General features: G+C 54.6%; 13 protein-coding genes. 2 read left to right on the top strand and 11 right to left on the bottom strand.

Annotated features, from left to right (window positions below; genetic code table 11):
* The first annotated feature begins 1 nt into the window (after position 1).
* Positions 2-1,006, top strand: coding sequence for an alpha/beta fold hydrolase (locus A3224_RS00970; protein WP_067150284.1), 1,005 nt, complete (start codon positions 2-4; stop codon positions 1,004-1,006).
* A gap of 485 nt (positions 1,007-1,491) precedes the next feature.
* A complete protein-coding gene (locus A3224_RS00965) occupies positions 1,492-2,217 on the top strand; it encodes a FadR/GntR family transcriptional regulator (RefSeq protein ID WP_067150281.1) in 726 nt (241 codons plus the stop codon).
* Between the two features lie 302 nt (positions 2,218-2,519).
* Here A3224_RS00965 and A3224_RS00960 read toward each other — a convergent pair whose 3' ends face one another.
* The 11 genes from A3224_RS00960 to A3224_RS00910 form a co-directional block, all read right to left on the bottom strand.
* Positions 2,520-5,126 (bottom strand): polysaccharide lyase 6 family protein, encoded by a 2,607-nt coding sequence (locus A3224_RS00960; RefSeq protein ID WP_197463022.1) that lies wholly within the window; start codon positions 5,124-5,126, stop codon positions 2,520-2,522.
* A gap of 339 nt (positions 5,127-5,465) precedes the next feature.
* Positions 5,466-6,929 (bottom strand): 4-hydroxy-3-polyprenylbenzoate decarboxylase, encoded by a 1,464-nt coding sequence (gene ubiD / locus A3224_RS00955; RefSeq protein WP_067150276.1) that lies wholly within the window; start codon positions 6,927-6,929, stop codon positions 5,466-5,468.
* A 161-nt stretch (positions 6,930-7,090) separates the two neighbouring features.
* The gene (locus A3224_RS00950; RefSeq protein WP_067150273.1) at positions 7,091-7,360 is read right to left on the bottom strand and encodes an RNA recognition motif domain-containing protein; all 270 of its coding nucleotides are present in this window, start codon (positions 7,358-7,360) and stop codon (positions 7,091-7,093) included.
* A 274-nt stretch (positions 7,361-7,634) separates the two neighbouring features.
* Positions 7,635-8,894: a transcription termination factor Rho gene (gene rho / locus A3224_RS00945; RefSeq protein WP_067150270.1), complete on the bottom strand. Its 1,260-nt coding sequence runs from the start codon at positions 8,892-8,894 to the stop codon at positions 7,635-7,637.
* A gap of 393 nt (positions 8,895-9,287) precedes the next feature.
* On the bottom strand, positions 9,288-9,611 hold the full coding sequence (gene trxA / locus A3224_RS00940; RefSeq protein ID WP_067150267.1) for a thioredoxin TrxA: 324 nt from the start codon (positions 9,609-9,611) through the stop codon (positions 9,288-9,290).
* Between the two features lie 158 nt (positions 9,612-9,769).
* Positions 9,770-11,005 (bottom strand): radical SAM family heme chaperone HemW, encoded by a 1,236-nt coding sequence (gene hemW, locus A3224_RS00935; protein ID WP_067150264.1) that lies wholly within the window; start codon positions 11,003-11,005, stop codon positions 9,770-9,772.
* Positions 10,986-11,606, bottom strand: coding sequence for an RdgB/HAM1 family non-canonical purine NTP pyrophosphatase (gene rdgB / locus A3224_RS00930; protein WP_067150261.1), 621 nt, complete (start codon positions 11,604-11,606; stop codon positions 10,986-10,988). Before rdgB ends, hemW begins: the two co-directional genes overlap by 20 nt.
* Before the next feature lie 66 nt (positions 11,607-11,672).
* The gene (locus tag A3224_RS00925) at positions 11,673-12,119 is read right to left on the bottom strand and encodes a DUF4426 domain-containing protein (RefSeq protein ID WP_067150258.1); all 447 of its coding nucleotides are present in this window, start codon (positions 12,117-12,119) and stop codon (positions 11,673-11,675) included.
* A gap of 182 nt (positions 12,120-12,301) precedes the next feature.
* Positions 12,302-12,892, bottom strand: coding sequence for a methionine biosynthesis protein MetW (metW, locus tag A3224_RS00920; protein WP_067150254.1), 591 nt, complete (start codon positions 12,890-12,892; stop codon positions 12,302-12,304).
* Positions 12,893-14,092 (bottom strand): homoserine O-succinyltransferase MetX, encoded by a 1,200-nt coding sequence (gene metX / locus A3224_RS00915; protein ID WP_067150251.1) that lies wholly within the window; start codon positions 14,090-14,092, stop codon positions 12,893-12,895.
* Positions 14,093-14,225: 133 nt separating this feature from the next.
* Positions 14,226-16,196 carry a dynamin family protein gene (locus A3224_RS00910; protein ID WP_067150248.1) on the bottom strand — a complete coding sequence of 657 codons (1,971 nt, stop codon included), beginning with the start codon at positions 16,194-16,196 and terminating at the stop codon, positions 14,226-14,228.
* Positions 16,197-16,508 lie beyond the last annotated feature (312 nt).

The following is a 16,508-nucleotide window of genomic DNA, read 5'->3' as shown; positions in this document are numbered from 1 at the left end:
TATGCGCCTCCCTGCGGTTTTGCTTTTGATATGCAGCACACTGCTCGCCACCGGCGCCATCGCCGAGGTGCAACCGCAAGATGCCATGCTGAGCGGCTACTCTTACCCCTACCCCGTCAAACAGTTTGATCTGCAAGCCCAACAACAGCCGCTCACCATGGCCTACATGGACATACCGCCAGCAGCGGGGAAAAAAGCCCAGGGCACAGTATTGCTTTTACACGGCAAAAATTTTTCCGGCGCCTATTGGAAGGACACTATCGACGCCTTGAGTAGTGCGGGCTACAGGCTCATAGTGCCGGACCAGATCGGCTTCGGCAAATCCAGCAAACCACTCAACTTTCAATACAGCTTTCACGCCCTCGCCGACACCACCCGCGCACTACTCGATCAGCTCGATGCCGACAAGGTGACTGTCGCCGGCCATTCCATGGGCGGTATGCTCGCCACACGCTTTACGCTTATGTATCCAGAGCGGGTGGAAAAACTGGTTATGATCAACCCGATCGGCCTGGAGGACTACAAGCGCTACGTGCCCTATCTTCCTCTCGATAAATCCATAACACGGGAGGAGGCTCAGACACCGGACGCCGTCAAACGCTATATGACACGCGCCTACTTTGACGGCAAGTGGCGCCCGTCCTACAACCCACTGGTGGATATCCAGGGGGGATGGACCATTGGTCCAGACGCAAAAACCATTGCCGTGGTAGATGCTCTGACCACGGATATGATCTTCACTCAGCCGGTCGTTTATGAGTTCCCCGATCTTAAAGCTCCCACCTTGCTGATCATCGGAACCCGCGATCGAACCGCCATCGGCAGAGACCGCGCACCGCAAGCGCTCAAGGACAAATTGGGGCGTTATGATCAGCTGGGTAAGAAAACCGCCAACGCCATTCCCAATGGCACTCTAGTGGAGCTGGAAGGTGTCGGCCACGTACCGCAATACGAAGCCTTTGACCGCTATATGCGCGCGTTTCTTGAATTTTTACAAAAATCATAGTGGCCAATGGGGGCTCTGCGCCCCTATTCTAAATTCCCTGAATCTTGTCCGGCCGCTTCCTACGCGCATGTAATCACCCAAACCCTTTAACAATCATCCAGTAAGCATTTGAAAACAATTACCTATAGAATATAAAGACTGGGGAAATCTTTAGCCACATTGCTTTTGTAACACAACAAATCTTTGCAACCGGGCGAATAAAACAAACAGCGCCTTCAGTGTTCCCAAAAACCCTGTTGCGGAGGGCGAACGATGAATAACGATCCGCAAACTATTGTGATGCATCTCTCAATACATCACTTTCCCTGCGTGGCATAGCAGTTGCCATTCGCTACTCAGCAATGTTTCTAAAACTCAGCAAACCGTAAACTGTTACAGTATTATGATTTTCTCCCTCCCTCTGGGTAGAAGAAAAAGGCAAATTCACTTATTGGCTGATAGCCGATACACTAACCTACCAACATATCGCAAGCCATGAGACCGTAATGCCAACGCAATTTCAGGCAATTGCAGAATCTAACAGAAATCTGAATATCCAGATTGCACGGGAAATTGCCCAGAAGATACTTTCCGGAACCCTGGCTCAAGGAAGCATTATTCCCGGTGAGGTGTACCTGTGCTCCCAGTTCGGCGTCAGTCGCACAGTTCTCCGTGAAGCGATCAAGCTGCTTAAATCCAAAGGCATGCTCGAGTCCAAACCCAAAGTGGGGACCCGCGTTTGCTGTAAAACGCGCTGGAACTTCCTCGATGCGCAACTGCTGGAATGGATGACCGAAGTTGAAACACCCGAAGGTGTATACCTGCAATTCCTGGAACTACGTCGCGCCATCGAGCCCCAGGCGACGGCGCTGGCTGCCGTCCGCGCAACTGAAGAGCAACGCACTGAGCTCACCACTATTTTTCAGCAAATGAAAGCCATTGCCAAAGATTTTGATCAACAAGCCTGGACCGAAGTGGACACCCTGTTTCACCACCTGATTTTCCTCGCCACCGATAATAGCTTCTACAGGCCCTTCGGCAATGTAATGGCGACCATGCTTAAATGGTTTATCCGCTTTTCATCCAAGGATGGCGGTGTATGTATCGAGGAACACCGCCAGATTTATGAAGCCATTATGGACCGAGATCCAGTACGTGCGATGCAGGCCAGCATGTCGCTGATGGAAAACCACAATCACCGTCTCAGCGAACCGCAATCTGTACCAATATAAGAGTGCCGGCGGTATTTTCTGCCAGCTTCGGGAATTCTGATTAATTAACCCGGTCGCTGTCGTTATTTTTGGGACACGCCACCAATAGGTAACTTGCAAGCTCCAGGAAAATCTTACCTAGCTTAAAGTTACAGAACCACATCGAGGATAAAGGCCACCAACCACAATCCTACCCACAACCAGACAATATCCAGTTGTCCATTTGTCAAAAACTTCATATCCGCCTCCTGAAGCAAGCCTTTTCTTATTATGAGCATCAGATTGGGTTTTGTACTGATAACGTACAAAACCCAATCTCCGAATTATTCGGAGCCTTTGTGAGACACAAGCCTAAAACTGTCAAACAAAGTCACAGTATCGGCCGGCGGCTGGCCTAAATACGTCAGCCTGAAATCATCCACCCGAACTTCACTGCCACTTCCTTGATACTCGGCAAAAATTGTCAGTGAGGTATTGTTGCCGCTGTTGAATGTAATCAAATCCTGTCTAAAGCTGTCGTCTCCCTTTGGAGCTCCGGACAGCGTGCTGTAGTCAGATAGTTTTTCTGCAACTACCGTTGATCCATCACTGCTCAGGACACCAAATTTTACTTTTGCGTCACTGCCATTCTTCTCAAGGATGTACATTGACAGCGTATAGTCCGTGTAGGCCACAACATTCACAGTTTGAGAAATTCGGGGCTCACTGGGTGAGCCCGAGTCCTCTGCATTGTATTTGAATTTAATCGATCCATCGGCACCGCTGGCGGAGTTACTGGAATCCTGCACCTGACCGATTCCCACGCCCTCGTAGACGTCCCAACCATACTGTCCGTCTGTGAAATCCGCATTAATAATTTCCGCCTCTTCGGCAATATAGTCGTCGATTAGGGCGAAAATCTGCGCGCTGTTTGCAGTACCAGAATTGAAACTCAATGTAGACAATTTGTATTTATCGGTACTACTCAAGTCACTACGGTAGATTTCTGTGCCAAGATCAACTAGTAAAGTCGCATGCCCCTTTACAAAGGCTGATAGGGTGTAATTGGTATTCTGATTGAGGCTCACGCTCTGGGAAACACTGGCCGCGGGGGAGTCCAACCTCACACTTCTACCACGAGAGAATACTTCTCCCACATCTGTTGTCAGTATCGCGCCGTTATTGATCCATCCATCCAGCCCACTATCAAAGTCGTGATTCACAATGGCGACTTTTTTTACGAATCCACGGCTCATTGGTGGCCGGTAGTTGATTGGACCGACATCTTCGGCGCTCAACAAACCGCTGGTCACTGGATCAGTGGATATGTCGTCCGCGCCGGCAAGTGTATTCCCTAAGCGCACCTGCCCATCCATATCATTTACAACACCATCAAAGTCCCCCCGCTCGAGGCCATCCACCGCCGACAAATCAACACTTCCATCAGGCCGGTAAATACCCTTTGAATCCTCTACCAGGCTGGCATCCTCAAAACGTATTCCCTCTACTGAGGACAGAAGCTCACTGTCGGAAAATGTTCCACCATAAAAGATATTCCCACCAATGACTGAATTCACTGGCATTCCATCTTCTGCCTGAACAATAACCGGACCAATGCCTGAGGCAATAATATTATTGTGCAGGTAGATATTCCGTGGATTTGTCGACTTGCCTCCACCATCTACGTTGAGACTGTTGACGCTGTCAACTATGGTATTGTGCGCAATATATACATTTTCCACTTGCTGGTATCCATTGGTATCGTTTCCATCGGCTCCCAACAAGACAATTCCACCGTGGTGAAGGGTATCCAGGTAGCGAGCACCCTGAATATAGTTGTTTATGATGGTGTGTCCATCATCGACAATCCGCAGCCCTCCAGCAAAGGGGTGATCGTCACCGAGAATAAAGTTACCGCTGATCGTTGCGCTAGAGCCGTGCCGGGTTGTTATCGATCCATGACTATCCCGAACTGTATTATTGCGAATAGTATTATTTCCAGATTTATTGGAAATAATCTCCGCTTCTCCCTGAATTCTTTCAAAGTAGTTGTATTCAATCACGGAGAAAGAATCGCCGGTATGAGAATCGCTTGTCCCCAAGCGTATCGCCTCATACTCATTGTCACTACTGTCGGCATAAGCCTTGCCATTGGCAGGAGGGCGATCTCCGAAATAGTTATGATCGATTGTTGCCCTATCCTGCTCCATGGTATCCACGGTCATTCCATTTTCTGAGTCCAACCAGCGGTCAACCACCAGCAAAGCACCACGGTTATTCTTTCCAGCGAACCAGCTGTGATCCACGCGATTATTTGAACCGTAAATATTGATCCACTTGCTCGATTCCGTGCTGTCCACATCGAAATCAATGATGGAAATTTCCGTAATCCGGCAGTAATTGCAAGGTATATTGCCGTTGCCGCGGGTTTGAATGACATCGCTATTGGCCGCATAGCCGTCTTTGAAAATCAATCCCTGCAAGACAACGTATTCCCCGCTCATATTGACGCTCACTTCACCTGTTACAGTAACAGTACCTGAACGCTCGGCGGCGACGGTTATCGGCGCTTCGGGGCTTCCAACACCACCGAATTGCAACTCAAGATTTCTGTATTCACCCGCGGCGAGACATACAGTAGTCCCCGGTGCCATATCGTAACTGACAGCATCTTCCAGGGCCCCAATGCTTGCGACCGTCTCCGTGCAATGGATTGCCGGAACGGTATCGTTATCTCCCAGGCTACCGCGAGCAAAATTTGGACCTTCGGGATCGGGTTCTGGATCGGGTTCTGGATCGGGTTCTGAATCGGGTTCGGGATCAGGTTCTGGGGCGGGTTCCGTAGATACGATCCCATTGAAGTTAGTTTTAGCGTCGCTATTGGAGTTGCCTCCACATCCGGGGAGAAAGGAGAGCAATACCAGCACTCCGAGCAGGTATTTGATATGCACTGTGATTCCCTCATCTCGCATTTATCTGTTTTATTGTTGCGCCCATCGCACGGACCGAGCGGGGCCACAGCATGCTAGCAAAGCCATATTTGTCGAACAATATTATTATTTTAATTTATGCGCTATTACAGATTTGGCTTCTAGAAGACAATATAAAAACAATAAATTGTTCTGATACAGAGGAAATACAGGTTGATTTAACATTCGCAGGAGCGCTTAACAGATTACGCCCGAGGGATTAGATTCTTTGCGGATAAGAGGGGGAGAGAGTTGTGCACCCCGCATCCGCTAAGGTGCACACGAGAATCGTTGAAGGCTGAAGGGTAACTTGGGTGCTTTTTACAGGCCGAGCTCGGCCCATATTTCATCTACTTTTTTAACCACTCTGGGATCTCTTTCAATTGGTCTGCCCCACTCCCGGGCGGTTTCTCCCTGCCATTTGTTTGTGGCATCAAAGCCGATCTTGGAACCAAGACCGGAAACCGGAGAAGCGAAATCGAGGTAATCGATGGGTGTGTTTTCCACCATTACAGTGTCCCGTGCGGGATCCATACGGGTAGTTATGGCCCAGATAACGTCCTTCCAATCACGGGCATTGACATCATCATCGGTAACGATCACAAATTTCGTATACATGAACTGTCGAAGAAAGGACCAAACCCCCATCATCACCCGCTTGGCATGGCCGGGATACTGTTTTTTCATGGTCACTACCGCGAGACGGTAGGAGCATCCCTCCGGCGGCAGATAGAAGTCGACAATTTCCGGGAATTGTTTCCGCAATATCGGCACGAAAACTTCGTTTAGAGCCTCGCCCAGTACCGCCGGCTCATCCGGCGGCCGACCAGTGTAGGTGCTGTGATAGATCGGATCTTTGCGGTGGGTGATTTTTTCCACGGTGAATACGGGGAAGCGATCCACTTCGTTGTAGTATCCGGTATGATCACCGTAAGGTCCCTCATCGGCCATCTCATCGGGGTGTATAAAGCCCTCCAATACGAATTCTGCACTGGCGGGCACCTGCAGGTCGCTCAATTTGGCCTTGACCACTTCAGTTTTATCGCTTCTCAGCAGACCGGCAAACGCATATTCCGACAGGGTATCCGGCACTGGTGTTACCGCGCCGAGAATGGTGGCGGGATCTGCCCCCAAGGCAACCGCTACCGGATAGGGCTCACCGGGATGGCGCTTACACCAGTCGCGGAAATCCTGAGCTCCCCCCCGATGGGAAAGCCAGCGCATAATCAGACGATTGCGACCCAGTAGCTGCATGCGGTAGATACCCAGGTTCTGGCGTTTTTTCTCGGGGCCACGGGTAATCACCAATGGCCAGGTGACCAGTGGCGCCGCATCGCCCGGCCAGCAGGTCTGGATCGGCAATTTGGTCAGGTCCACATCCCCTCCGCTGATTTCCACCTGCTGACAGGGAGCCTTGTTTACTACCCGCGGGCCCATATTCATCACCTGCTTGAATACCGGCAGTTTCTCCCAGGCATCGCGCAGATTTTCCGGGGGCTGGGGCTCTTTCAAGAATGCGAGCAGCTCCCCCACCTCTCGCAGTTCGCTTACCCGTTCGCGGCCCATCCCCAGCGCCACCCGCTCAGGGGTACCGAACAGGTTGGCCAATACCGGGATATTGAAACCTACCGGGTTTTCAAACAGTAACGCAGGGCCACCGGAACGCAGCACACGGTCGGCAATTTCCGTCATTTCCAACTTGGGGTTTACGGGGTATTGAATGCGCTTGAGAAGGCCGCGTTTTTCCAGCAGCTGGATAAAGTCGCGGAGATCTTTGTATTTCATCTGGTTTCTGGCACCGAATAGTCATTCGCGCCAGTTTAAAACAGCGGGAGCAAAATAGGGAACGGCCCCTTGGAACAAGGAGCAAAAACGGCCCGCAGCGAACGCTGCGGACCAGGGGCGATTAAGCAGCTCTTTCGCGGGACCGCGAAAGAACGGAGTTCTTAGAAGCGGGGACGACGCGGACGATCTTCTCGCGGCTTGGCTTCGTTGACACGGATGTTACGGCCAGACAGCGGCTTGTCGTTCATCTCCTCAATCGCTTTGCGCGCTTCGTCGTCATTCGGCATTTCTACAAACCCGAAGCCTTTGGAGCGGCCTGTCTCCCGGTCGGTGATCACAGTAGCCCGGGAGATTTCTCCAAAAGCACCAAAAGCTTCGTGCAGCTCGTCAGAGGTAACGCCGTAGGCCAGATTTCCAATATAGATATTCACAAAAAAGTCTCACTAGATACGTGGGCTGTCGTGCAGTCACAAATGGATAACCAGCTCCACCAGATCATCCATTTGAGATTGACCCCATATAGAGACTCCCCAATTGGGAACTCCAGGGTCAATTCGGTTGGGCGTCGTACACTTCCAGCGCCACAATGTGGAACTTATATGCCTAAAGGCGCACCTTTTCAACTGAAATTGGCGCAAATGGCTGTCTTATTCCACAGCTGTCCATAACCGACGCCGCGCAAGCGACACCGGTTATAAACCATGATTATTTCCGTTTCATGGACAAGAAGAATTCGTCGTTGGTCTTGAAATCCTTCAATTTATCAATCAGGAATTCAGTGGCGGCCAAGTCTTCCATGTCGTGCAGCAGCTTGCGCAAAATCCACACCCGCTGCAGTTCGCCCTCTGGCATCAACAATTCCTCGCGGCGAGTGCCGGAGCGACGGACATTAATGGCAGGGTAGACACGCTTTTCAGCGATCTTGCGGTCGAGCTGCAGCTCCATATTGCCGGTGCCCTTAAACTCCTCGAAGATCACTTCATCCATTTTTGAGCCGGTGTCTACCAGCGCAGTCGCGATAATGGACAGGCTGCCGCCCTCCTCGATATTGCGCGCCGCACCAAAGAAACGCTTGGGGCGCTCCAGCGCATGTGCGTCCACGCCGCCGGTCAGCACCTTGCCGGATGAGGGCACAGTGGTGTTGTAGGCACGTGCCAGGCGGGTGATAGAGTCCAGCAGGATCACTACGTCTTTCTTGTGCTCCACCAGCCGCTTGGCCTTCTCGATCACCATCTCGGCCACCTGTACGTGGCGGGCCGGCGGTTCATCAAAGGTGGAGGCCACCACTTCACCGCGCACGGAGCGCTGCATCTCTGTCACCTCTTCGGGTCGCTCGTCAATCAGGAGCACGATCAGGTGACATTCGGGGTTGTTGCGGGTAATGGCCTGCGCCATGTTCTGCAACATAATGGTCTTACCGGCCTTAGGCGGCGCCACAATCAGCCCGCGCTGTCCCTTGCCAATAGGAGCCACCAGATCAATGATGCGGCCGATCAGGTCCTCGGAGGAACCGTTTCCGCATTCCAGAGTCAGGCGTTCGTTGGGGAAGAGTGGGGTGAGGTTTTCAAACAGGATTTTGTTGCGGGCGTTTTCGGGCTTGTCAAAATTAATTTCACTGACTTTCAGCAGTGCAAAGTAGCGTTCACCCTCTTTCGGCGGACGTATTTTGCCAGATATGGAGTCGCCAGTGCGCAAGTTGAATCGACGGATCTGACTGGGCGAAACATAGATATCATCCGGGCCCGCCAAGTATGAGGAATCGGCGGAGCGCAAAAAACCAAAACCATCCTGAAGAATTTCCAATACGCCGTCGCCGTAAATATCTTCACCGCTTTTCGCGTGGCGCTTGAGGATATTGAAAATAATGTCCTGCTTACGCGATCGGGCCAGATTTTCCAGGCCCATGCCCTTGGCAATTTCAATCAGTTCTTCAATGGGTTTGGTTTTAAGTTCGGAGAGATTCATACCAATTGCTTTATTAAGGTTTCATACCAGTTGGCGCGGACGCGCCGGAAACATTGAGGAGGGGTTAGGGGTTTGAAAATTTGCTCATTGTTACCCGAAATATCGCAACGCCGTTGCCTGCCAAACGAAAACCTCAAGGGAACTCACCGTCTACCCTGATTCCACAATGGGAGGAGCAGCTTTGACCGGATTAATTCAGCTCTTCGAGTTCGACTCTAAGGAGTATTCGCGCCGGGGATGGTCAGCGACCTTACGGAGGGGCGTCTTCGTCAGCTCGTCGTCAGTTCTCTGATTTGCGACTCGTCTGAATAATTACAGATTAACGAACAGTATAACGGCTGTTTCCCATCCTGCAAAGGGGATTTTCCCCCCATGCAGGATTGGCGCCACACTTTACAGTTGGCTGTCGATGAACTCAGTCAGCTGAGCGCGGGAAAGCGCGCCGACCTTGGTTCCTTCCACATTGCCGCCTTTGAACAGCAGCAGGGTGGGAATACCGCGCACATTGTACTTGGCCGGAGCCTCTTTATTCGCGTCCACATCAACTTTGACGATCTTCAGCTTGTCGCCATAGTGCTTGGCCAAATCTTCCAGTACCGGCGCGATCATCTTGCAGGGGCCACACCACTGAGCCCAGAAATCCACCAATACCGGGCCCTCGGCCTTCAGGACTTCGGCTTCGAATTCGGCGTCAGATACGTTGACGATCTCGCTCATATTGCTTACCTGTTCTTTGCTCGTTCATTGTTGGGCCGTTACCGGCCTCGCGGTCTCCGCGGAGGTGGGCGACATGATACACGATATTGTGGGTGCCGCTGTCATTCCGCGGGGCGTTTTCCGCTAAATGGGGACGCAGGCGAAGCTTTCAAGGCCCCTCAGCACTGTTCGAGAAAGCGCTGCAATATCTCATCAAGATAGTCAAAACCGAAAGGCGTCGCGGCTATATGCCCTTCCAACGGCTGCACCAGATCCATCGCCTGCAACAGCGGCCACTGGCGTTTCAACGCCGTCAGCGGCAGCCCCGTGTAGCGGCTGAAACTGTCCGACGGTACCCCACCCACCAGTCTCAAGGCATTCATCAAAAACTCCAGCGGCAGATCCTCCGGCGCCACCGGATCGCTCTGTGGTGGGGCCAGCCCGGTGGCGATCAGATCAGGCGAAGCCGCTGTCAGATAATGATGCGGCGCGCGGGTGCGACGGCTGCGCAATATCCGCCCTTGGTCCGGCAGTGTCACCTTGCCGTGGGCGCCGGCGCCGATGCCCAGGTAGTCGCCAAAAGACCAGTAGTTCAGGTTGTGACGCGACGCCATACCGGCGCGACTGTATGCGGACACTTCATAGCGCGCATAACCCTGCGCGGCCAGATATTCCCGCCCACTGGCCTGCATGGCCGCAACCAGGCCAGATCCAGGTACAGTCGGCGGCGCACTGTAAAAAGCCGTATTCGGTTCTATGGTCAGCTGATACCAGGAAATATGTTCCGGCCCCAGGGATACAGCGCGCTCAAGATCGGCGAGCGCTTGCGCTTCCGTCTGCCCCGGCAGGGCGTGCATCAGATCCAGATTGATATTATCGAAGCCCGCGCGACGCGCCATCCCCAGCGCAGCCTCGGCCTCCTCCCCGCTGTGAATACGCCCCAGGTTCTTCAGCTGGCGCTGGTCGAAACTCTGCACACCGATGGACAGGCGGTTGACCCCAACGGCCCGGTAGCCGGAAAACTTTTCCTGCTCGAAAGTGCCGGGATTGGCCTCCAGGGTAATTTCAATATCTTGGGCGAAGCCCACCATTTTCTCCGCTGTCTCGAGAATCTCACCAATGGACGCCGGAGAAAACAGGCTCGGGGTGCCGCCACCGAAAAATATAGAGCACAGCCTGCGCCCCTGTACCCAGGGCAATTGGCTCTGCAAATCGCGCCGCAACTGCTCAACGTAGGCAGCTTCGGGCAAACCGTAAGCGCTGCGGCCGCCATCCGCCTCCCGACCGCCAACGCCTGTAGCTACCGCATGTGAATTGAAATCGCAGTATGGGCACTTGCGCACACACCAGGGAATATGTACATACAGGCTGAGCGGAGGCAGCCGCAAGGCGGAATCATTCAAGCCGGTTGTCATCCTGCATCTGTTCCCGCCACATGGCTTCAAACAGCCTCACCGCCCGGGCTCGGTGACTGATGCGGTTTTTCACTTCCCGCGGCAACTGTGCCGAAGTCATTTTATGGGACTCAACGTAAAACAGGGGATCGTAACCGAACCCCTGCTCGCCCAGCGGCGATTGCAAAATACTGCCGCGCCACTGAGCGCTGCACACCAGCGGAACCGGATCGTCGTGGCCGCGCACAAACGCCAGAGCACAGTGAAAACTGGCATGGCGCTGACTGTCCCCGACACTTTCCATAGCATCGAGCAACTTGCGGTTGTTTTCCTCGTCGCTGGCACCGGGGCCCGCGTAGCGAGCGGAGTAGATGCCCGGGGCGCCACCAAGGGCGTCTACCGCCAGGCCAGAGTCATCTGCCAGCGCCGGCAGGCCGCTGACACGGCTGGCATGGCGCGCCTTGATTAATGCATTTTCGATAAAACTCAGGCCCGACTCCTCGACATCCGGGGTTTTGAACGCCGACTGGGGCACAACTTCGATATCCCAGCTGGCGAACAACTGGGAAAACTCGCGGAGTTTGCCAGCATTTCCACTGGCCAGCACGATTTTTTGTAGCATCTCGGTTCAATAAAAAAAGCGGGCGCCAGGCCCGCGGCAGCTTATACGGATATCGCAGGGAAAATGTCAGTCTTTTTCCAATTTGCGGCGGAATGTAATGGTCTCGGTCCTGCCGTTGGGCAGCTTGACCTTTATGTCAAAGGTGAGAGTTTCCTCGTCTTCGAAGCGCAGCGGCGCCAAGTAGTAAACGGCATCACCCTCGCGGATTTCAAGAAACTTCAGTTGCCTCGACTGCTGGATCAGGTTGGTAGCGGTCCCAGACAGCTCTGTACTGAGCCCGCGCTTGCCCCCCACCTTTTCCACCACTGATACGTTGACAAAGGCCCGGTCCTTGGCGCGTACCAATTGGTAGTTCTGCGCAATTGCCGGCTTGATAAATTCACTGTTGAACACCGTAAAGATTACCCGGTAGTCACCGAAATCCTCGTGACTCTTGATAACCTTGGCCTCTTGCGCGGCGGCGCCGGCGGCCCACATAAGCAGCAGCGATGCGGCGGCTAGAATCTGTTTCACTATTTACCTCCAATCGTTATCAGTGGATACCGAATCGGCACGCGGATGAATCACCTATGACTGCCGGCCGGAGCAAGCCGCCTGTCCGGTAGCAGTTTACCGGCACGTCATTCCGCAAAAAACCAAGCACCGCGAATAAGGCGGCGACCGGGCGCGGGAACTGCATGTCCCAAAGAAAAAGTTTAGCGCGTCAGATGGTAGATGGCCGTCTCGCCAAACAGATTGGGCAGAAAATCCTTAAGAGCGGCTCCCACCCTGGATTCGGATACTACTTGGCGGTGTAAAATCGTCCAATGATTCTCGCGGCAGAGGACCTCAAAATCACGAAAAGTACAAAAGTGAATATTGGGTGTGTCATACCATTCGTAGGGTAATAAATCCGATACCGGCATACGTCCGGAAAAAGCCAGGTGCCAGCGCGCCTTCCACTGCCCAAAGTTGGGAAAGGTAATGATGCATTGGCGCCCCACCCTGAGCATTTCCCGCACCACCAAGTGGGGGTAGCGCAGGGTCTGCAGCGCCTGGGTCATAACAACGGTATCAAAGCTGCCGTCGGCAAAATTGCCAAGCCCCTTGTCCAGATTCTGCTCCACCACGCTCACACCGCGCGCCATGCAACGCTCTATCTGCGCCGGATCGATTTCGAGGCCGTAGCCGCAGACCTGCTTGTTGCGACTCAATTGCTCCAATAGCTCACCATCGCCGCAACCCAGATCAAGCACCCGGGTTCTCGGTGCTATCCAGTCCTGGATGACATCCAGATCTATGCGCATTCAGTTCGCCTCCCCTGCTTTTGTCAGTGCCGCGGCCACACCGTGCATATATGTCGCGAACACGCGTTGATAGCGCTCGTTCGGCAACAGAAAGGCGTCGTGCCCCATGGGAGACTCAATCTCGGCATAGCTGACCGGCACATTGGCGTGCATCAGTGCATCCGCAATCTCACGTGAACGCTGCGGGGCGAAGCGCCAATCAGATGTGAAGGAAATCAACAGGAATTTGCATTTGGCGTGGGAGAAGGCCTGCACCGGGTCGTCGCTGTATTCTCTTGCCAAATCAAAATAATCCAGTGCGCGGGTCATCAGGATATAGGTATTGGGATCAAAACTGCTGGAGAAGGTGTCGCCCTGATAGCGCAGGTAACTCTGCACCTGGAATTCCACTTCTTCCTCCACCCCCAGCTGGAAGGAACCGGAGCGCAGCTCGCGGCCGAATTTCCGCCCCAGGCCGTCGTCGGACAGATAGGTGATGTGACCTATCATTCGCGCCACTGCCAAACCCCGGCGCGGCAGTTTTCCCTGCTCCAGGTAGCGGCCGCCGCAAAAATCCGGGTCCGAAATAATCGCCTGCCGGGCGGTCTCATTGAAGGCAATATTCTGCGCGGACAGTTTCATCGCCGAGGCGATCACCACACAGTGGCGCAAGCGTTCGGGATATTCCAGTGACCAGCGCATTGCCTGCATACCGCCGAGGCTGCCGCCCACCACTGCGGCCCACTGCTCTATGCCGAGCAGATCCGCCAGGCGCGCCTGGCTGTGCACCCAGTCGCGCACGCGCAGGGGGGGGAAATCCGGCCCCCAAGGTTTGCCGGTTTCCGGATTGACGGAGGCAGGACCGGTAGAACCGTGACAGCCCCCCAAATTGTTCAAAGACACCACAAAGAACTTGTCGGTGTCGATCGGCTTGCCTGGGCCTATGTAGTGATCCCACCACCCCGGGCGCTTGTCTTCCGGCGTATGGCGACCGGCGGCATGGTGGTGACCGGACAGCGCGTGGCAAATCAGCACCGCGTTGCTTCTGTCCGCGTTCAGCTTTCCATAGGTCTCATAGACCAGGGTGTATTCCTTCAGCGTGCGCCCACAGGCAAGCGTCAGTGGCTCACTGAAAGTGTGGCTCTGCGGCACTACGATACCGACGGAGCCGGGTTCAGCAGTGTCGCGCTCGAAAGGCGGTGAAAGTTTTTCGGTGGACAAGGCTGTCGTAACTTCCGGAGTTGGCGGATGTAAACGGATAGGGATTCGGGGAGTTTACGGGACTAGGACAGTAGAAGACAAATGACACCCACCGGCGGACGGCCACGCTCCGCCGGTGGAAAGGACCCGTGCTTTAGTGCACAGCCGGCACCTTCTTCAGCGGCGTGACGTTATGCGGTTTTGGTGCCGGTGCCAGCGGTTGCGGGGCGGCGCTACTCTGGCGCAAAAGTTCCTCGAGTGCTGCCAGGGCACTTTCATTGCGCAGCACTTCCTCCTCCAGCGTGCGCAAGTCGCTGCGCTTGTTACGCGTCTTCTGTTTCAGCTCCGTCAACTTAATCAGGTGCCGGTTGAGAAGGTGCTTCTGATACTGCACATGCTGCTTCAGCGGTTCCAGGGCCTGGTCGAGCCAGCCGTCGGCGGTGGAAATAAGCTGACTGTAGAGGCGGCCCACCTCACTGGCGAGTGTGGCGATAAAACGCTCCGTGAGACGGTTGCGGCGCGCCAGCAACAGTTGCGGTGAACGCCGCAACTGTGCAGCCTGGCGATGCAGGCCACGCAGCGCGATGCGGAATTTGTGAATACTGAAATGCTGCTCCCGGGCTTCTTTCTCTCCAAGATTGGCCCGTTCAAAAATGGCGTCCAGCAAGCGATTGACCTGGGCCACCTCCCGCTCCAGGTTGGACAACTGGTGATCAACCCCCTCCATAAAACCGTCGATGGCCTTAGCCAGCCCCAGCGGTGTCCAGCGCTGATGCAACGCGCGGCTGGTGTCATCAATCAGGGACTGCAGCTGCTGGCTGGAAATAGGAGCCAACAGTGATGCCCGCTGGCGGGAGAGCATGCGCTGGCTGGATTTTAGCGTCAGCAGCTCCTGATGGCAGACTTTGTGCTGCTCACGCACCGTTTGCTGCAGCTGCGCCAGTTCCGCAAGCTGATCGCCATTGGCAGCACTATTGCGCTGTAGGTGACCGAGCGCCGCCCGCCCACTGTTGAGCCGGCGCTTGAGCAAGTCACGAGTATCCGCCATCAGGGTCAAAGCCTGGTGGAGGGAGCGGTTCTCGGCCATTTTCTGGCGGTGCTCCATTAGCCGCTGTACCAGCAAACTCTCGAATTCGGGAAAGCGACTCGCCTGCAGCAGCTCCTGGTCCCCCTGCGAACGCGCCAAAAGCGCCTTTTTGGCGGACACGCCGACGACGCTCTCCTGCGGCAGTGCCAGCAACTTGGCCACCTGGGCCCGCATGCGCCGCAGCAGCATCTCCGCGTCTTCATCCGGATCGTCCCAGAGCACATCGACTTTATTCAGCAGCGCCATCACCGTTGTGTCTCGGTGTTCGCGCAGGGGCACCAGGTGGGTCTCCCACATATTCAAATCGGTGCCGCTGACACCCGCATCAGCGGCCAGCAAAAAGGCGACCGCCTGAGCGCTGGGCAGGGTGCTGAGCGTCAATTCCGGCTCATTGCCGAGGGCGTTCAATCCGGGGGTGTCGATAATCCGCAACCCCTGGGCCAGCAGCGGGTGTGGCAGGCAGATAAGGGCGTAGCGCCAGGCGGGAATTTCAACCAGCTTGCCCTTGCTGTCCAGGTGGCGGCGATCAAATCCGTAGCGGGCGGCTTCTTCCGGCGTCACCGACTTGCTCGCTGCGACTTTGGCCAGAGCCTCGCGGGTGGCATCTGGGTCATCGGCATCAAATTCGTGCGTGACCCATTTCTGCGGTATGCGGCGAAAGCTTTCCAGGCTGGTGTTGGTGGCCAGCGTCTCTATTGGCAACAGGCGCAGACTCGCCCGCTCGCCGCCATCGCTGAAAATCTCCGTCGGGCACATGGTGGTGCGCCCGGGCTTGGATGGCAACAACCGCTTGCCGTAGGTATCCGACAACAGGGCGTTGATGAGTTCTGTCTTGCCGCGGGAGAATTCGCCCACCAGCGCAAGGGTGAATTGATCCTCGGCCAGCAGCGCGCGCGCCTGCTGCACCACTTGGCGCGCCCCGGCGGAATTGGGGAAATGCTCCCGGAGCCAAGTGTTGAAACTGGCAAACTGGTGGTCCAGGGCCTTTTTCCAGCGGTCGTAATCGGCGATGTGCTGGCGCAAGATGGCGTCTTCCATGTAATCCGTGTTCTTCTTATTACTGCCGTTCGGGGTCGGCCCTGACAGCCGACCGACAGATTATAGAAGCGCCTGAAGCACAGTTTTGCGACCTAGTACGCGGGAAATTGAATTAAGGAACCTCTGATTAATTCGCGTGAACACTATGGTAGCTTCCGGGGCGCTCAGGCAATAGGATGGCCATTTCGAAAACGCACGAGTGCTTCCCTGTAGCTCCGACGGATACATCCCTGTATCCGACGGTTTCGAAATATCCGTCCTATCACCTGAGCTTCATATCCGCCCCTGAAGAACTTCTGCCACCAGAAAGTG

The sequence above is a fragment of the Microbulbifer thermotolerans genome (assembly GCF_001617625.1).
GTDB lineage: Bacteria > Pseudomonadota > Gammaproteobacteria > Pseudomonadales > Cellvibrionaceae > Microbulbifer > Microbulbifer thermotolerans.
The sequence above is the reverse complement of the archived record's forward strand: the minus strand, read 5'-3'. Positions and strand labels throughout refer to the sequence as shown.

Coding starts and splice junctions, on each gene's coding strand:
- A3224_RS00970 (WP_067150284.1), top strand. CDS start 2: ATGCGCCTCCCTGCGGTTTTGCTTTTGATATGCAGCACACTGCTCGCC.
- A3224_RS00965 (WP_067150281.1), top strand. CDS start 1,492: ATGCCAACGCAATTTCAGGCAATTGCAGAATCTAACAGAAATCTGAAT.
- ubiD (WP_067150276.1), bottom strand. CDS start 6,929: ATGAAATACAAAGATCTCCGCGACTTTATCCAGCTGCTGGAAAAACGC.
- rho (WP_067150270.1), bottom strand. CDS start 8,894: ATGAATCTCTCCGAACTTAAAACCAAACCCATTGAAGAACTGATTGAA.
- trxA (WP_067150267.1), bottom strand. CDS start 9,611: ATGAGCGAGATCGTCAACGTATCTGACGCCGAATTCGAAGCCGAAGTC.
- hemW (WP_067150264.1), bottom strand. CDS start 11,005: ATGACAACCGGCTTGAATGATTCCGCCTTGCGGCTGCCTCCGCTCAGC.
- rdgB (WP_067150261.1), bottom strand. CDS start 11,606: ATGCTACAAAAAATCGTGCTGGCCAGTGGAAATGCTGGCAAACTCCGC.
- metW (WP_067150254.1), bottom strand. CDS start 12,892: ATGCGCATAGATCTGGATGTCATCCAGGACTGGATAGCACCGAGAACC.
- A3224_RS00910 (WP_067150248.1), bottom strand. CDS start 16,196: ATGGAAGACGCCATCTTGCGCCAGCACATCGCCGATTACGACCGCTGG.